The organism is Sphingobium yanoikuyae (assembly GCF_034424525.1).
Classification (GTDB): Bacteria; Pseudomonadota; Alphaproteobacteria; order Sphingomonadales; family Sphingomonadaceae; genus Sphingobium; species Sphingobium yanoikuyae.
The window spans coordinates 1,798,472-1,815,000 of record NZ_CP139979.1 but is presented as its reverse complement, the minus strand read 5'-3'; the positions used below and the strand labels follow the sequence as shown (position 1 = coordinate 1,815,000).

16 protein-coding genes (1 of these 16 cut by a window edge) are annotated in these 16,529 nt (G+C 63.5%); 11 read left to right on the top strand and 5 right to left on the bottom strand.

The genetic code is table 11. The features are described from left to right. Positions 1-121 carry the 3' portion of a hypothetical protein gene (locus tag U0025_RS08285; RefSeq protein WP_312312560.1) on the top strand. 92 nt of this gene lie to the left of the window's left edge, so only the last 121 of its 213 coding nucleotides appear in the window; its start codon lies beyond the left edge, outside the window; the stop codon is at positions 119-121. 109 nt (positions 122-230) lie between these two features. Here U0025_RS08285 and U0025_RS08280 read toward each other — a convergent pair whose 3' ends face one another. Next, on the bottom strand, positions 231-1,325 hold the full coding sequence (locus tag U0025_RS08280) for a nucleotidyltransferase family protein (protein WP_254792201.1): 1,095 nt from the start codon (positions 1,323-1,325) through the stop codon (positions 231-233). A 233-nt stretch (positions 1,326-1,558) separates the two neighbouring features. On the opposite strand from U0025_RS08280, the gene U0025_RS08275 reads away from it, so the two are divergent. The 10 genes from U0025_RS08275 (at position 1,559) to U0025_RS08230 (ending at position 10,818) form a co-directional block, all read left to right on the top strand. Next, positions 1,559-1,699, top strand: coding sequence for a lasso RiPP family leader peptide-containing protein (locus U0025_RS08275; RefSeq protein ID WP_004212599.1), 141 nt, complete (start codon positions 1,559-1,561; stop codon positions 1,697-1,699). A gap of 72 nt (positions 1,700-1,771) precedes the next feature. Next, a complete protein-coding gene (locus tag U0025_RS08270; protein ID WP_004212598.1) occupies positions 1,772-2,071 on the top strand; it encodes a PqqD family protein in 300 nt (99 codons plus the stop codon). Then, entirely contained in the window at positions 2,055-2,489 is a 435-nt protein-coding gene (locus U0025_RS08265; RefSeq protein WP_004212597.1) for a lasso peptide biosynthesis B2 protein, read from the top strand. The genes U0025_RS08270 and U0025_RS08265 overlap by 17 nt, the downstream gene beginning before the upstream one ends. Before the next feature lie 134 nt (positions 2,490-2,623). Continuing rightward, positions 2,624-4,375, top strand: a complete 1,752-nt coding sequence (locus tag U0025_RS08260; RefSeq protein WP_312219230.1) for an asparagine synthase-related protein — start codon at positions 2,624-2,626, stop codon at positions 4,373-4,375. 1 nt (position 4,376) lies between these two features. Then, positions 4,377-5,339, top strand: a complete 963-nt coding sequence (locus tag U0025_RS08255) for a phosphoenolpyruvate carboxykinase (ATP) (RefSeq protein ID WP_004212595.1) — start codon at positions 4,377-4,379, stop codon at positions 5,337-5,339. Then, the gene (locus tag U0025_RS08250) at positions 5,336-7,078 is read left to right on the top strand and encodes an ABC transporter ATP-binding protein (RefSeq protein ID WP_004212594.1); all 1,743 of its coding nucleotides are present in this window, start codon (positions 5,336-5,338) and stop codon (positions 7,076-7,078) included. The genes U0025_RS08255 and U0025_RS08250 overlap by 4 nt, the downstream gene beginning before the upstream one ends. Positions 7,079-7,213: 135 nt before the next feature. After that, entirely contained in the window at positions 7,214-7,984 is a 771-nt protein-coding gene (gene mazG, locus U0025_RS08245; RefSeq protein ID WP_004212593.1) for a nucleoside triphosphate pyrophosphohydrolase, read from the top strand. Then, the gene (locus tag U0025_RS08240; RefSeq protein WP_004212592.1) at positions 7,957-8,460 is read left to right on the top strand and encodes a GNAT family N-acetyltransferase; all 504 of its coding nucleotides are present in this window, start codon (positions 7,957-7,959) and stop codon (positions 8,458-8,460) included. The genes mazG and U0025_RS08240 overlap by 28 nt, the downstream gene beginning before the upstream one ends. A gap of 124 nt (positions 8,461-8,584) precedes the next feature. Next, a complete protein-coding gene (locus U0025_RS08235) occupies positions 8,585-9,916 on the top strand; it encodes an NCS2 family permease (RefSeq protein WP_004212591.1) in 1,332 nt (443 codons plus the stop codon). Further along, entirely contained in the window at positions 9,913-10,818 is a 906-nt protein-coding gene (locus U0025_RS08230; RefSeq protein WP_004212589.1) for a 5'-methylthioadenosine/S-adenosylhomocysteine nucleosidase, read from the top strand. Before U0025_RS08235 ends, U0025_RS08230 begins: the two co-directional genes overlap by 4 nt. On the opposite strand, the gene hflX is transcribed toward U0025_RS08230, so the two are convergent. The 4 genes from hflX to U0025_RS08210 all read right to left on the bottom strand — a co-directional run bounded on the left by hflX (position 10,815) and on the right by U0025_RS08210 (position 16,479). Beyond that, positions 10,815-12,146 (bottom strand): GTPase HflX, encoded by a 1,332-nt coding sequence (gene hflX / locus U0025_RS08225; protein ID WP_004212588.1) that lies wholly within the window; start codon positions 12,144-12,146, stop codon positions 10,815-10,817. The genes U0025_RS08230 and hflX overlap by 4 nt on opposite strands. A gap of 75 nt (positions 12,147-12,221) precedes the next feature. Beyond that, positions 12,222-12,704 (bottom strand): RNA chaperone Hfq, encoded by a 483-nt coding sequence (gene hfq / locus U0025_RS08220; protein WP_004212587.1) that lies wholly within the window; start codon positions 12,702-12,704, stop codon positions 12,222-12,224. A 156-nt stretch (positions 12,705-12,860) separates the two neighbouring features. Then, positions 12,861-14,234, bottom strand: coding sequence for a nitrogen assimilation response regulator NtrX (gene ntrX, locus U0025_RS08215; RefSeq protein WP_004212586.1), 1,374 nt, complete (start codon positions 14,232-14,234; stop codon positions 12,861-12,863). Further along, complete coding sequence (locus tag U0025_RS08210; RefSeq protein ID WP_004212584.1) at positions 14,224-16,479, bottom strand: sensor histidine kinase; 2,256 nt, start codon at positions 16,477-16,479, stop codon at positions 14,224-14,226. Before U0025_RS08210 ends, ntrX begins: the two co-directional genes overlap by 11 nt. Positions 16,480-16,529: the final 50 nt, after the last annotated feature.

The window sequence follows — 16,529 nt, the reverse complement described above, 5'->3', positions numbered from 1 at the left end:
TGCTCCGCTGCTTCCGGATCAGCGAATAACTCCCAACCCTTTCAAGCAGGACATTCTCATGGACATCCTGATCATGCGCGGCCTGCATAGCAGGGCCGAATGCGCGGCATGCCACCAATAAGCGGGGGGAGTACTGGTTGCTGACCCAGCCCCCCCCCCCCCCTGATCCGGGCGGCCAGTGACGCGGACTATCTGTTCGCAACGGTGTGACGCTTTTTCACGCGGAGCGATCAGCCCGATGCGGCAACAGGCGCAACATGGATAATGGTGGGATCTTCCTTCGGCCATCCCGGTATCTTGCGCGCTGCCTTGGACGCCAGGAAGCTGCCACCGACCCACATATATGTTCCCAGTTTCTGGCCGGCTCGCCGGTCATCGCATAGCCGCCACAGCAAATGCCGCAAGCGCGGCCAGGCAATGGACGGATCATCGGGCGTGAAGACGGCCAGGGACAAATCCGCGCCAAATAGGTCCGAGATCGGCAGTGGCTCCGCAAATTCCGGTACTTCCAAGCCGAACATGCTTTCGGCACAGGCCAAGGTGATGCGCAGGCTATGCTCGATATTCTGCTCCGTTGCCCGTTGATGCAAAATCGCCAAGGCCGCATGATCGAGCCCGGCAATTGCGGCACAGAAGTCCAGAAGATAGGCCGCTGCGTGGCAATGCTGGGTCAAAGACTTCACGAAGCTCAGGCTTGCCAGCAGGATCTCGTGGATTGGCGATATGCAGGGAACCTTTACCTGCCCCAGTTCCTGATCCGCCGGCTCACGCAGAAACGCGCCCACGTCCATGGGGTGCGGACAACCCGGCTGCTGGAGCCGGTGATGAACGTCGACCGTTGCCTGGTTCGGCGAACGCGAGAAGAAATGCTGCTCTCCCAGAAAGGCACGCCACCAGATACGATCACATTCCGCGGGCAGGAAATAACCTGCCTCCTGGAGAAGCGCAGTGCAGCGACGCAGATCACCGCGATCGATCAGGATATCGACATCCGATGAGGGACGATGAAAGTATCCGCCATGGATTCTTCTCTGCGCAAGCGGCCCTTTGAAAACTATAAATCGCAGCTCATCACGGATCAGAGCTTTAGATATATTGGTTATTGTAGCGATGTTCACGCCGTTCATCGCGAGCGTCAACTTCCTGAACCTGTCCTCCTCGCGCGAGAAGGCGTCCGGAATATGCTGCCCAGCGACGCGGAGCCCGGCACCAAGGTGCAGCAGAAGTTTACAGGATTTCCCAACCATTATGATGTCCGCCCAATCATCCGCGTCGATCGCCGGAGAGGGAGCGCTAACGATCATCTGCGGAACGGACAGCGCCACATGGCATCTCACGATGTCCACAATTTTCCGTGCCTTGTTGGAAGGGTCTAACAACACATCAGTCACACCTTGAATGTTAGCTTATACAAAACATTGCCCTACAAAATTAAATCATGGCGATATGTGTTTATACCTATAGGTGTTACCGCGGATAGATTGGAATTTGACTTAAACATTTACTTACGATCAATTTATATCCGCTGAATGGTTCAGCAGATGATGAGGAGTTGAGTATGGAAAAGGAGTCTTATGAATCGCCCGAGCTCGTCGAACTCGGCTCGTTCGAATCGCTGACGCAGGGCACGTCCTACGGCGAAAGCCTGGACGCGACCTTCCCGGACGGTACGCCGCGCGGCGAGCTCACGTTCTCCTAACGGGGTGGACGCCCTTCTCGGACAGAGGGGGCGTCCATTCTCTTGCAAAGCCCTTGGTAGCGGGGAAGAAAGATGACGATCGCCTGGCCATCCGCGACAATCGTGGCAGCAGATCCCAACATCGTGTTTTGCGACCTGGACAATGAGAGGGTTTTGCTGGACCTGACCTCCAGCCGCTATTTCGCGCTCAATCGCGTCGGCGTCCATGTCTGGGAAACGATCGCGACCCCCACCAGTGTCGGCGCATTGCAGGACAATATCGAGCAACGCTTCGATGTCCGACCGGAACAGTGCCGCAAGGATCTGGAGAGCCTGTTAAGCAACCTGTCGCAGTTCACATTGATCAGCGTTCAGCATGCGCCGGCGTCCTGATCGCACTTTGGCGGGGCTGCTTCTGGCACTGCTGCTGCCGGTCGCACTGCCTGTGGTGTTGGCTGTCCGCCTTGCCCTCAGCCTCACCAGCTATGCGCGCCTGTGCGAATGGCTGCCGCAATCCACTGGCCAGCGCAATCCGCTCTGGGTGCGCCAGGTCGCCCGCGCTGTCAGCATCGTCTCACGACTTGTTCCCGGCGCCACATGCCTGACCCAGGCCGTGGCCACGCGGACGTTGCTCGCCTGGATGGGACATGAAAGCTGGATCCGGATCGGTGTACGCCGCTCCGAAGATGGCAGCTTCCAGGCTCATGCCTGGCTGCTCGACCATCGTGCAAGGCCCATTATTGGCGGCAGGCGGCAGGACTTGGCCGGCTTCAACGTCCTGGCGGACCTGGACGGACTGGTCCGGCAATGAATGCTTTTGCCGGCCTGTTCCACCGCGATGGCCGGCCGGCACGGCATTGGCCCGGTGGAGGCATCGCCTCCCTGGTATCACGCGGCGTCCGTTGCGCAATAGATAGCGGCCCGACGATTCTTGCCGGGGCTGGCATGGAGGCGTTGGACCATGAGAAGCGGCGTCCGGGCCTCATTGTCGCCGCGGACGTCCGGCTCGACAATCGCGCGGAAATCGAGGCGCGGCTCGGCCTCCCCCCCCGCCCCGTTCTCCCTGAAGCCAGCCTGATCGCCGCGCTGTACGAGCGCTATGGCGCAGACTGCGCCTCCATGTTGCTGGGCGACTTCGCCTTTGTGCTCTGGGACGAAGCGACACAGACATTATTTGGCGCCCGTGATCATTTCGGCGTCCGCCCGTTCTACTATCATGCTTCGCCCAGGCTGTTCATGGCGGCGACAACGATTGGCGCGCTGCTCGGTTCGGAGATTTCATCCGCCATCGACGAAGTTGGTGCAGCAGATTTTGTCGCCGGCATAGTCGGCGATGCCCAGACGACGCTCTATCGCGAGATCCGGCGCCTGCCGCCAGGGCACATCATTCAGGTCACGCGCGACGAACTCACCATCAGCCGTTACTGGCATCTGGCGGCATCGCAGCCGCCAAGGGATGAAGAAACCGCCGAGCAGTTCCGCCATTTGTTCGAACAGGCGGTCTCGTGTCGGATCAGCGAACAAGCCGGCGTGTTGCTCAGCGGAGGGCTGGACTCCTCGTCCATCGCCATGATGGCGTCGCGCTTGCGGGCCGAGGCGGCGGGACCGCCCGTGCCAAGTCTGTCCATGACGTTCGACACAAGTCCCAACTGGACGGATGGCCCGCACATAAAATCCATTCTGCAAGCAGGGCGTTTTGCCCCCCATTTCCTGCCTACTGAGCATCAGGATCCGCTGCAGGAACTGGACATGATCCTGAATGAACAGGACGGCCCCTGCCTCGCCTACAATCTGGGCAGTTCACGACGCCTCTATCACAGGGCCCGGCAACTGGGGCTTCCCCGCCTTCTGGACGGACATGGCGGCGATGAAGTCGTTTCCCACGGGTTTGGGCGGCTGAACGAACTGGCGATGGAACGGCGCTGGGCCACCTTGTTGCGCGAAGCACATGGCTTGGCCCATATTCTCCGCTGTTCGACCTGGCAGGCAGCGTCTCCCCATTTCGATCATATCGCGACGATACGGCGATTCCGGCAGAATTGGCGGCGCATCGTCCACCATGCACATCCGCCCCGCACCTCACCGAACTTCACGACCGCGCTCGTCGCACCGGACCTCGTCCGTCGTACAGACATAGGTTTGCGCCGGGCAGCGACAATGCCCAGCCGCTCGGCCTATCAGACCGAGCAGCAGCGCCACCTGTCGACCCTGACATCGCCACAACAACCCTATGCGTTTGAAGTGCTCGATCGTTCGGCTGCTGCAGCCGGGGTGCGCCTGTGCTTCCCATTCTATGATCGCCGTCTCGTCGAGTTCTGCGTATCGCTCCCGGCCCACGCCAAGCTCGACAATGGCTATCCGCGCGCATCCCTGCGGAACGCCATGGCAGGCCTGTTGCCCGAGCAGGTCCGAATGCGGCGCGACAAGTTCAATTTTGCCGGCCAGTTGGGAACAGGCATGGCGCGTCACCGGGCATCCTTGCTGACGATGCTGGATGCGCAGGCTGACATGCTGGCGCCATTTATCGACATCGATGTGGCCCGCACGGCCATCACGCAGTTCGATCAGTCCATGGCCAATGATGCCGCCCCCTTATTCGCTGCCTACCGGGTCGCAAGCCTGGGCCGCTGGCTTGCAAGACGATCCCGGCCCGCCGCTCCGAGGGCTAAATTTCACATCGTACATGCAGGAGGATGACATGAAGATGGGCCCAACGCCTCAGCCCGCCATTGCCCCCGCCAGCAAGGCCTCGTCCCTTTATCGTGCCTTTGGGCTGACGATCGAATCGGATGTTCCACTGCCGGAACTGACGACCGCCCCGGCGGGATCGGTACCCGACATTCGCATCATCTATAGCCGCGACCTGCCCTTGCCGTCGCGCGAAGAGGGCGTGATCACGCAGTTCCGCACGGACGGGACGCATTTCCTGGCATGGCCCGACGTTGCGGCCTTCCAGTTCCACGGCCCCGACCTCATCGAGATTCAGCCCTATCCCGATACGCCGGTGACCTACCTCCCCTTTCCTCTGCTGGGGCCGATCATGGCGCTGGCGTTGCACATGCGCGGCTACATCACGCTCCACGCCAGCGCGATCGACCTCGACGGGCATGGCGTCATCTTCGTTGGCGACAAGCTGGCGGGCAAATCCACCACCGCCGCAGCCTTCCTCCGGGCGGGCCATCGCCTGCTGACGGACGACCTCCTGGCGATCCGCGCAAACCCGGACGGCGCGCTCGAAATCCTGCCAGCCTATGGCCAGCTCAAGCTCGCGGAAGAGGCCGCAGACGCCATGCAACTGGCTGAAGCACAGCCGCTGCCATTGGTTTATCCCGGCTTTTCCAAACGCCAGCATCGTTTGATGGGCGATTTCCGCCATGATCTGCTGCAACCCGAACGCCTCTATGTTCTCGACCGCGTGGGGGATCAGCCCGGCCTCACCCGGCTTGCCGGAACCCAGGCCCTGTCGGCGATCCTGCGCTACTCCTACATAACCCGTTTCGGGAAGGCAGCGCTCTCGCCCGCCGATGAGGCCCGTCACATGCAGGGTTGCGCTGCCCTTGCCCGCTGCATCCAGGTGGCAACGCTGCACGTCCCGCATGCCCTCAATCGACTGGAAGAGACGGTCGAACTCGTCCGCTCCGACTGCGAGGACCATAGGTGAGCCAGTTCCGTCAGATCAGCGATTTCGCGCGCTTTTCCCTTGGGGGATATGGCCGACAGGCGTCCGTCATCCTGTTGCTGATCCTGATCGGCAGCATTCTGGAAAGCTGCTCCTTGCTGGCGATGATCCCGTTGCTGAAACTGATCGGCACCAATCATGGTGCGGCCCAGAGCAGCATTCAACTGCCCTGGATTGGCAGCATATCGCTTGGCTGGTTGCTGACGGCGATGCTGTGCCTCATGGTCTTTCAGGCCTTGGTGTCGCGCCGCCGCCTCCTCCTCATGACCCGCACGATGCAGCAGGCGGTAGACGACATCCGCATGCACCTGTTCACGGCCATCGGCTATGGTCGCTGGTCGCTGGTCGCGAACATGCGCGGGTCCGATCTCAACCATGCGCTCAGCAACGATGTCGATCGCATCCAGGTCGCGGTCTTCAGCCTCATGTCATTTGGCCAGAATATCATCTGGCTGACACTCTATGGCCTGCTGTCCACACTGATATCCTGGCAGATGACCTTGTTCGCCATGACCGTTGGCGCAGCGACCCTGTTCGGCCTGTACCCGGTGCGCCGGAAGATCGCCCGCCATGCGCAATCCATGTCGAATTCCCTGCAGGAACGGCAATATGTCGCGTTCGAATTCATCACCGGCATGAAGATCGCCAAGGCTTTCAACAGCGAACCCTATTATCTCCAACGCTTGGATCGGTTGCTGGAAACGCTGCGCGTCGGCACTGTCGAGTTCGCCCGGCTGACATCGAACAGCACCGCTCTGTTCCAGTTGGCAAGCGGTGCGGCCGCAGCCCTGTTCGTCTATGTGGCCTATGCCGTCATCGCGCTGCCGCTGCCGCAGCTGATGACGATGCTGCTGTTGTTCATGCGCCTCGCGCCGCGCTTCAACGCCCTGCAAAGCACGCTCCAGCAACTGCTCCTCTGCCTGCCAGGCTATGAGAATGTCGCCAGGCTCCTGCGCATCTTCACGGCAGAGCAGAACCGCACCGCCGGGCCGGAGCGCGTTCAAATGCCGCTCCTGACCCGGCATGTCCGCTTCGATCGGGTATCCATCACCCATCAGGGCGCGGACACGCCGACGATCGCGAACCTCGATCTGGAATTGCCCGCCGGCAAGATCATTGCCCTGATCGGACCTTCGGGTGCAGGCAAGAGCACCATCGCGGACATGCTGATGGGGCTGCTCGATCCCAGCGAGGGCCAGATCCTGGTCGACGGTGTCAACCTTGCCCAGGATGATCGGCAATGGCGGTCCCAGATCGCCTATATGCCCCAGGACGTTTTCCTGTTGCATGACAGCATCGCAACCAATTTGCGCATCGGCAAGGCGGATGCGAGCGATGAGGAATTGTGGAACGCCCTCGACGCCGCCAACGCCCGGCAGTTCGTCGGCGCCTTGCCCCAGGGGCTCGATACGGTGGTCGGCGATCGTGGCAGCCGTCTGTCCGGCGGGGAAAGGCAGCGCATCGCCCTCGCGCGCGCTCTGCTGCGTCATCCCAGACTGCTGATCTTGGACGAGGCGACAAGTGCCCTCGATATGGACGCACAGACCAAGATCGAAACCGCGATTGCCGGTTTGCGGGGCCATATCACCATATTGGCCATAGCCCATACGGCATCGCTCGTCGCACTTGCCGACATCATCGTTCATCTCGACCGGGGGCGGGTCGTGCAGGTGCGGACGAACAATGCGGTCAAGGACGAGGATGCCGTCGCAGCGGAATAATCCTCCCACAGGCTCCGACGCGCGTCCCTATGGGCACCATCTCCGCCTATCAGCGCCCCTTTCGACATCGGGGGTGGCCTTGTATCCGGCAAACGCCTATCCGCGGGCCCATCAGCAGCCAATGCGAAGGTTCCCATGTCCAAAGCCAGTCCCGCAGATATCATGCCGATCGCCGATGTCATGGCGCGGCTGCGCGATCCGGACACCGGCTGTCCCTGGGACATCGAACAGGATTTCGCGAGCATCGCCCCTTACACGATCGAGGAAGCCTATGAAGTGGCCGATGCGATCGAACGCAACGACATGGCGGACCTGCGCGATGAACTGGGCGATCTGCTGCTGCAGGTCGTGTTTCACAGCCGCATCGCCGAACAGGCCGGCCATTTCCGCCTGCAGGACGTGATCGACAGCATCGCCGCCAAGATGATCCGGCGTCATCCCCATGTCTTTGGCGAAGGCGCCCGGCGCGAGGATGGCCATGCCCAGTGGGAAAGCATCAAGGCGGCCGAACGCGCCGACAAGATCCCTGACCCAAGCGCCATGGCCGGCGTGGCACAGGCGCTTCCGGCTCTGCTGCGCGCCGAAAAATTGCAGAAGCGGGCTGCTCGCACCGGCTTCGACTGGCCCGATGCCCAGGGCGCGATCGCCAAGATCCATGAGGAACTGGACGAGGTCGCCAGCGCGACCAGCCATGCCCATCGGGAAGAAGAGGTCGGCGACCTGCTCTTTGCCGTCGTGAACCTCGCACGCCATCTCAAGATTGACCCCGAAGTGGCTTTACGTGGAGGAAATGCCAAGTTCGATCGTCGTTTCCGTCAGATGGAGGCAATCGCCGGCGACGCGTTCGTCGGCCTGTCGCTCGACGAGAAGGAAGCGCTATGGCAACAGGCGAAGCAGGCGGAATAATCAGGCCGGTCACGCCGGCGGATCATGACGCGATCTGGGCAATCCTGGAGCCAGTGCTGCGCGCTGGCGAAACGCTGGCGGTCGATCGCGCGATCAGCCGCGAAGACGCCCTTGCCCTGTGGCTGTCCCCGGACCGCACCGTCCGCGTCGTCGAGGGGGATGGCACCCTGCTCGGCACCTTCTACGTCCGCGCCAACCAGCCGGGCGGTAGTAACCATGTTGCCAATGCCGGCTATGTCACCGCAGGTCACGCAACCGGACGCGGCGTTGCCCGGCGCATGTGCGCGGCCTCCTTCGATCTGGCCCGCGATCTGGGTTTCAGCGCGATGCAATATAATTTCGTGGTTTCCTCCAACAGCCGCGCAGTCGCGCTGTGGCAGGCGATGGGCTTTGCCATTGTCGGCCGCGTGCCCGATGCCTTTGCCCATCCGACGCTGGGGCTGGTCGACACATTTGTGATGCATCGTTACCTTTGACGCGGCGCGTGCGCAGCGGCATAGGGCGCGCAATCGCGACCATCGCGCATAGGGGGTATCTGGTGTCAACTTCGCTGTCCGGGCCGGCCATGGCCCCTTCCCTTTTCCTGCCCGGCCGTGCGCGATGACCGCTCCCCTGTCGTCCTGGCTGGACAGCCGGTTCCAGATAGCCGCGCGCGGCAGCAATGTGCGCACGGAAATCATCGCCGGCATCACCACTTTCCTCACCATGGCCTATATCGTGCTGGTCAATCCGGCGATCCTGGGCGAGGCCGGCATGCCGTTGGTCGGCGTGGCTGCTGCGACCTGTTTCGCCGCCGCCTTCGCCAGCATCCTGATGGGGATGGTCGCGAACGTGCCCCTGGCACTGGCGCCGGGCATGGGCCTCAATGCCTATTTCACTTATTCTGTGGTGCTGGGTCTCGGCATCCCCTGGCCGGTCGCGCTCGGCTGCGTCTTCCTCTCCGGCGTCGCCTTCCTGGCATTGACCCTCGCTGGCATCCGCCAGATGATCCTCGCCGCCATCCCGCCCCACCTGCTGGCGGCGGTTGCCGGTGGCATCGGCCTCTTCATCGCCTTCATCGGCCTGCGCAATGCCGGCATCGTCGTCTCCAATAGCGCCACCTCGGTCGCGCTCGGCGACCTTCGCTCGGCGCCGGTGCTGCTCACCCTGTTCGGCCTGACGCTGATCGCCGGCCTGTCGATCCGTCAGGTGCGGGGCGCGATCCTGATCGGCATCGTTGCCACTACCCTGCTCGGCTGGCTGGTCGGCGCGCTGCATTTCACGCCGACGCCCTATGATGTTTCCGCACTGGGCAGCACCGCCTTCCATCTCGATCTCGGTGCGGTCTTCGCCGGCAGCCATGGCATCGGCGTGCTGGAAATCATCTTCGTCTTCCTGTTCGTCGACCTGTTCGACAATCTGGGCACGCTGATGGCGGTGACCAAGCGCGCCGGCCTCGCACGCCCGGACGGCAGCGTCCCCAATCTCAACCGCATCCTGATCGCCGACGCGGCCGCGACCATGGTCGGAGCGACGGCGGGCACCAGCACCGTCACATCCTATGTCGAAAGCGCAGCCGGCGTCGCAGCCGGCGGCCGCACCGGCCTCACCGCCATCGTCACCGGCCTGCTGTTCCTGGTCACCATCTTCGCCGCGCCCTATGCCGGCCTGGTGCCACTCTATGCGACGGCGCCGGCGCTGATCCTGGTCGGCAGCCTGATGATGGCGCCGCTGGTGGAAGTCAGCTGGGAAGAGCCGTTCGAGGCCGTCCCCGCCTTCCTTACCCTCGCGCTCATCCCCCTCACCTTCTCGATCGCCAACGGCATCGCCTTCGGCATTGTCGCCCATGCGATCCTGAAGCTGTTGCGCGGTCAAATGCGCCGCGCCGACTGGCTGCTCTTCTTGCTCGCCATCTTGATCGTCATCCGCTTTGCCTGGGTTGCCGCCGCATGAAATTCCTCCTCGCCCTGGTCGGCCTGCTGACCGCATCCCCTGCCCTCGCCCAGAAGCTGGACGAGCAGCCCCGCACGGCAATCATGACCGCCTTCCCGCCCGAACATGCCGCACTTGTCGGCCGGATCGAGCAGCCGCGGACCGTCCGCTTGAACGGCGTGCCGGTGACGCTTGGCCAGATGGCCGGCAAGCCGGTGCTGCTGGTCGAAAGCGGCGTCAGCATGGTCAATGCCGCCATGACCACCCAGTGGCTGGTCGATCGCTTTGCGGTGAAGCGTATCCTCTTTTCCGGCATTGCCGGCGGCATCGATCCCTCGCTGCATATTGGCGATGTCGTGGTCGCGGCCGACTGGGGCCAGTTCATGGAAAGCACGATCGCGCGCGAGGCGCCGGGCGGCTATGCGCCGATCTTCCGCACGCCGGGCAACGACCTGCCCAATTATGGCATGATCTTCCCGCGCGATGTTGAGGTCGGCAATGAGGCCGAAGCCAAGAGCTGGCACCGCGCCTTCCCGGCCGATCCCGCCCTACTCGCCATCGCCCGCGCCCTGTCATCCTCGGAAAGCCTGGCCCGCTGCGCCGATGCGGCCGCCGCCAAATGCCTGCCGCACCAGCCCAGCCTGCATGTCGGCGGGCGCGGCATCAGCGGCCCGGCCTTCATGGACAATGCCGCCTATCGCCAATATCTGTTCGCGACTTTCCAGGCGCAGGTGCTGGACATGGAAAGCGCGGCAGTGGCGCAGGTCGCCTATGCCAACCGCGTGCCCTTCCTCGCCTTTCGCAGCCTCTCGGATCTGGCCGGCGGCGACGCCGAGCAGAACCAGATGAGCGTCTTCATGGCACTCGCCTCGGCCAACTCCGCCCGCGTCGTGCAGGATTTCGTGGCGCGACTGCCTGATTAACGGTCGCGCTTGAGGAAGCGGGCGAGACCGGAGTCGGACAGGCGGACATCCACCTGCATCTCCGCCTCGCTCGGCCGCGTCGCCAGCACCTCGCCATGCTCATGCAGCCAGGCAAGGGCCGCACCATCGCTGATCGGCAGGCGCAGGCTATGAACCCGCGCACCGCGCGTCAGCCGGCTGCTGATCGCCCGCTGTAGTCCTTCGACACCCTCGCCAGTCAGGGCCGAGATGATGACGACGTCATCATGCCGTGCCGCAATCTCGCGCGCCTGCGCGGCGCTCTCCGCGTCCAGCAGGTCCAGCTTGTTCCACGCCTCGATGATCGGCGGCGGATCAGCCTCGCCATCGCCGCGTTCCAGCGCGCCTTCACCGGCCACCCCCAGTTCGCTCAGCACGTCCAGCACGTCGTCGCGCTGCGCTTCGGTATCGGGATGGGCGATGTCGCGGACATGGACGATGATATCGGCCGACAGCACCTCCTCCAGCGTCGCGCGGAAGGCCGCGATCAACTGGGTCGGCAGGTCGGAGACGAAGCCGACCGTGTCGGACAGGATCGCCTTGTCCAGCCCCGGCAGCACGATCTGCCGCATCGTCGGGTCGAGCGTGGCGAACAGCAGATCCTCGGCCATCACCTCGGCGCCGGTCAGGCGGTTGAACAGGGTCGACTTTCCGGCATTGGTATAGCCGACAAGGGCAATCACCGGCCAGGGCGCGCGCTGGCGCCGGGCGCGATGCAGGCCGCGCGTCTTGGTCACCTGATCCAGTTCGCGCCGGATCTTTGCCATGCGATCGCGGATCATGCGCCTGTCGGCCTCGATCTGGGTTTCGCCTGGACCACCCAGGAAGCCAAAACCGCCGCGCTGGCGCTCCAGATGGGTCCAGCTGCGCACCAGTCGCCCGGCCTGATAGTCGAGATGGGCGAGTTCGACCTGCAATCGCCCCTCATTGGTGGCGGCGCGCTCGCCGAAAATTTCCAGGATCAGCCCGGTGCGGTCGATAACCTTGGCGCCGGTTCCCTTTTCCAGATTGCTCTGCTGCACCGGGGTCAGCGCATTGTCGACGATGACCAGTTCAGCCTCTTCCTGGTTCACCAGCGTGGCGATCTGGTCGACCTGGCCGCTGCCGAACAGGGTGGCGGGCTTGCGGTCACGGACGCGGAAGCTCTGGGCGGCGCGCACATCGATGCCGATCGCTAGGGCGAGGCCACGGGCTTCGTCCAGCCGGGCGTCGCTGTCGCGGCGATCGCCGCCATGGGTTTCGGCATGCACGACGACGGCGCGCGCACCGCGCGCCACTTCGTCCTCGGAGTCGCGATTGAATATGGCCATGTCAGCTTAGAGCATCTGGCCGCGCTCCGGTCTACCCGCGCGGATCGGCGGGAAGACCGGATGCGGCGTGGACGATCAGTCGTCCTGCTCGTTCTCGCCCGAAAGGTCGAGCGAATGGAGCGGTTGCACGGTTGAAATGGCGTGCTTGTAGACCAGCTGCACCATGCCGTCGCGTTCGAGCAGCATGCAGAACAGGTCGAAGGCGGCGATCTCGCCCTGGAGCATCACGCCGTTGACCAGGAACATGGTCACCGGGCTGCCCGACTTGCGCACGGCGCTCAGGAAGATTTCCTGCAGCAGGCGGGGCTTGCCATTGCCGTCACTGGCCTTGCGCAGATCGGTCAGGTCCATCGTCTGGGCCGGCATGACCGTCGAAATGGCATGCTTGTAGACCAGCTGCGACTGGCCATCGCGGCGCAGCAGCACGGAAAAATTGTCGAACCAGGTGATGATGCCCTGCAGCTTCACGCCCTTGACCAGGAACATGGTCACCGGGGTCTTCGACTTGCGCAGGCTGTTGAGGAAAATATCCTGAAGGTTGTTCACTTTGTCGGCCATGGTTTTTGCCAGTCCTTTATTGGCGGGACGTTACCCGCTCTCGCACCTCTGGGCGGAGGTGTCTTGCCTGCCCCCGCTTGTCGAGGGCGGGGCAATCCTACCGCAATTGCGAAGGGGCGTCCATGCCTGACATCGCCATCGGGAATTTCCCTAGCGTCAGCCGTCCTTTCCGTCGGTAATGCCCAGCAATTTCAGTTTGCGATGCAGCGCAGACCGCTCCATGCCGATGAAGGTCGCGGTGCGCGAGATATTGCCCGAAAAGCGCCGGATCTGGATGCGCAGATATTCCCGTTCGAAACTTTCACGCGCCTCGCGCAGCGGCGCGCCCATGATGGCGGACTGGCCGATGCCATCGCCGCCGCCACCGCTCGTGAGTTCGGCCGGCAGCATGTCCAGCTCGATCCGCCCGATCCGGTCGCCCGGCGCCAGGATCATCGTCCGTTCGATCACGTTGCGCAACTGACGGACATTGCCCGGCCATTCATTGGCCTGCAGCGCCGCCATGGCATCGCTGGCGATCTCGGGCGGATTGACCCGGCGATCGGCGGCGAAGCGCGCCAGATAATGTTCGACCAGCGGCGGAATATCATCGCGCCGCTCGGACAGCGACGGAATCTGCAACGGCACCACATTGAGCCGATAGAAGAGATCCTCGCGGAAGCGCCGCTCCTCGATCTCCGCCGTCAGATTGCGCGCGGTCGAGGAAATGACGCGCACGTCCACCTTCACCTGCCGCTGCCCGCCGACGCGGGTGAAGCTCTGGTCGGTCAGCACGCGCAATATCTTGCCCTGAGTGGTGACCGGCATGTCGGCGATCTCATCCAGATAGAGCGTGCCGCCATGCGCCTGTTCCAGATAGCCCGGACGCACCAGCCCGCTGGGATCCTCGACGCCAAACAGTTCTTCCTCGACCCGATCGGGGTCCATCCGCGCCGCGGCGACGATGATGAAGGGCGCATCGGCACGACCGCTCCAGCTGTGCAGCATGCGGGCGGCGACTTCCTTGCCGACGCCGGCCGGCCCGGAAATCAGCACCCGGCTGCCGGTGCCTGCAACCTTCTTGATCGTCGCCCGCACGCCGTTGATCGATGCCGACGTGCCGGTCAGTTCATCATCCTGGCCAAAGCGCGCGCGCAGCGTCTGGTTCTCGCGCCGCAGCCGCTCGGTCTCGGTGGCGCGCGCCACCAGATGGAGCAGCCGATCCGCCTCGAACGGCTTCTCGATGAAATCGGCCGCACCTTTGCGGATCGCCGCCACCGCCGTGTCGATATTGCCATGGCCGGAAATCATCAGCACCGGGACGGTCGCGTCGCGCCGCTTGATCTCGTCCAGCAGTTCCAGCCCGTCGAGCTTCGAGCCCTGCAGCCAGACGTCGAGCAGCACCAGCGAGGGGCGCCGGCTGTCCAGCGCCTCGATCGCGCTGTCGCTGTTGGCGGCAGTGCGGGTCGTGAAGCCCTCATCTTCCAGCACACCCGCAACCAGATCGCGAATGTCCTCTTCGTCGTCGACTATCAGAATATCAAGCGCCATTGGCCGTCACTTTTCCTTTGGGCAAGGCAACCACCTGCCCCTCTTCCAGTTTCTCCAGGGCCGCGACAGGGAAGCGCAGCGTCACCCGCGCGCCCCCGCCTTCCGCATCATCGAAGCGGATTTCGCCCATATGTTCTTCGACAATCTTCTTGACGATGGCCAAGCCCAAACCCGTCCCCTTCGACCGCGTGGTCATATAGGGCTCCAGGATGCGCTCACGTTCGGGCGGCAGGCCGATGCCATCGTCGCGCACCTCGATCACCAGCGCGCCATCAGCCTGATGCAGGCGCATGCGCACATGGCCGCGCACCCCGCCATCCTCGGGCACCGGCTTCGGCTCGATCGCCTCGACCGCATTCTTGACGATATTGGTCAGCGCCTGGCCAAGCTGGCGGCGATCGCACACCATTTCCATCTCCCCGGCATCCGCCTCGAAGGCGAAGCGAATATCGGGGTGGGCCACTTCGTGCAGGAACAGCGCGTGGCGGGCGATGTCGCCCAGCGCCTCGCGCCGGAACACCGGCTTGGGCATGCGGGCGAAGGAAGAAAATTCGTCGACGATGCGGCGCAAATCGCCCACCTGCCGCACGATCGTGCCGGTCAGCCGGGCGAAGGTCGGCTTGTCGCTCGTCACCTCCTCGCCATAGCGGCGCTGCAGGCGCTCGGCGGCCAGCTGGATCGGCGTCAGCGGGTTCTTGATCTCATGGGCGATACGGCGCGCCACATCCGACCAGGCCGCACGGCGCTGATCCGACAATTGCTGGGTGATGTCGTCGAAGGTCAGAATATGACCGGACACATCCTCGGACACCTTGACCGCCAGCGTGCGCAAATCTCCCTGCGCGCGCACCTGGACGATGCCGGCATCCTCCTGCGACGCAACCAGTTCGGCCAGTTCGGCCGAGATTTCGGCCAGCGGCCGTCCGACCGGATCGTCGCCTTCACGCACCAGGATCGTAGCGGCCGAACTGTTCAGCAACTGGATCACGCCGCCGCGATCCACCGACAGCACGCCGGCACTCACGCCCGACAGGATCGCCTCGATAAAGGCGCGCCGCTCATCAAGCTGGCTGTTGGCAGCAACCAGCGCGCCGGTCTGCGCTTCCAACCGCTGGGTCATGCGGTTGAAGGCGGAGGCGAGCGTGCCGATTTCGTCCCGGCTGGCCGGGCTGGTCACACGCGCGGACAGGTCGCCCGCCGTGATCTTGCGGGCCGCTGTCACCAGTTCATTGACCGGCCGCACCATCCAGTCGGCGACCGCCAGCGCAATGTAGACGGCGATGCCGACCAGCAACAGCGATCCCACGAACAACAGCAGGTTGAACCGCAATTGCAGCGCGCGGGATTGGGCCGCGAACAGATCATAATCGCCCAGCACCTTCTGCGCCCGCTCCACATTGGAGAAGGACGAACTGCCGGCATTGCGCGTGGCATAGAGATAGATTTTGGAATTGGGGTAGAGCAGCGTCACCGCTTCGATCTGGTTGGGCTTGGCGGCCACCACCACATCCTCGCCGGACGCCAGGCGCTTGATCACATCGGCCGACAGCATTTCGGACGCTGGCCGGCTCTCGGGATCGACTGTCGCGGCGGTCCGCGCCACGCCGTCCTTGCCAATCTCGATGATCGCCGACCGGTTCAGCTTTCGCGTCACCACCTGATAGATATAGCCCTCGGCAAAGCGGGGGCTCGAAACGCTGGACTGGCCCAGATAGTCGCGCAGATCGCTCGCCATGGTCAGCGTCTCGTCGCGGACCTCGCGCAAATTCTGTTCATAATAGCCGCGCGCCAGATCGCTGGCGTTCTGCAGCATGCCGCGCGCACTGTCCGAAAACCAGAATTGCACGCCATATTGGAACAGCAGCGACGCAAAGATCACGACCAGCAGCATCGGCACGCTGGCCACGACCGAGAAGATCGCCACCAGCCGGACGTGGAGCTGACCATCGCTGCCGATGGCGGATTTCGCGGCCCGACGCTTGGCTACGCGGCGCCCCAGCAGCATCAGCAGCGCGATCGCCGGCACCAGATTGGCTACCAGCAACAGCGCCACGATCGGCGGGGTCAGCAGGGTGTAGGACTGGTCCTGCCCGGACAACAGGCGATAGGTCAGGCCAGCGGTGGCCAAAAACAGGATGAGCGTGACCGCTTCGATCGCGGCGGCCAGGCGACCGTTGCGCAGGTAAGGCCGGATCAGCCTTGCCCAAGCCTGCCCCCGTCGGGGGATTGTCACCGCACCAGTCATAGTGGCTTCGTTACAACAATGCCGTGCCCGATCAAACACAGTTTTTACAT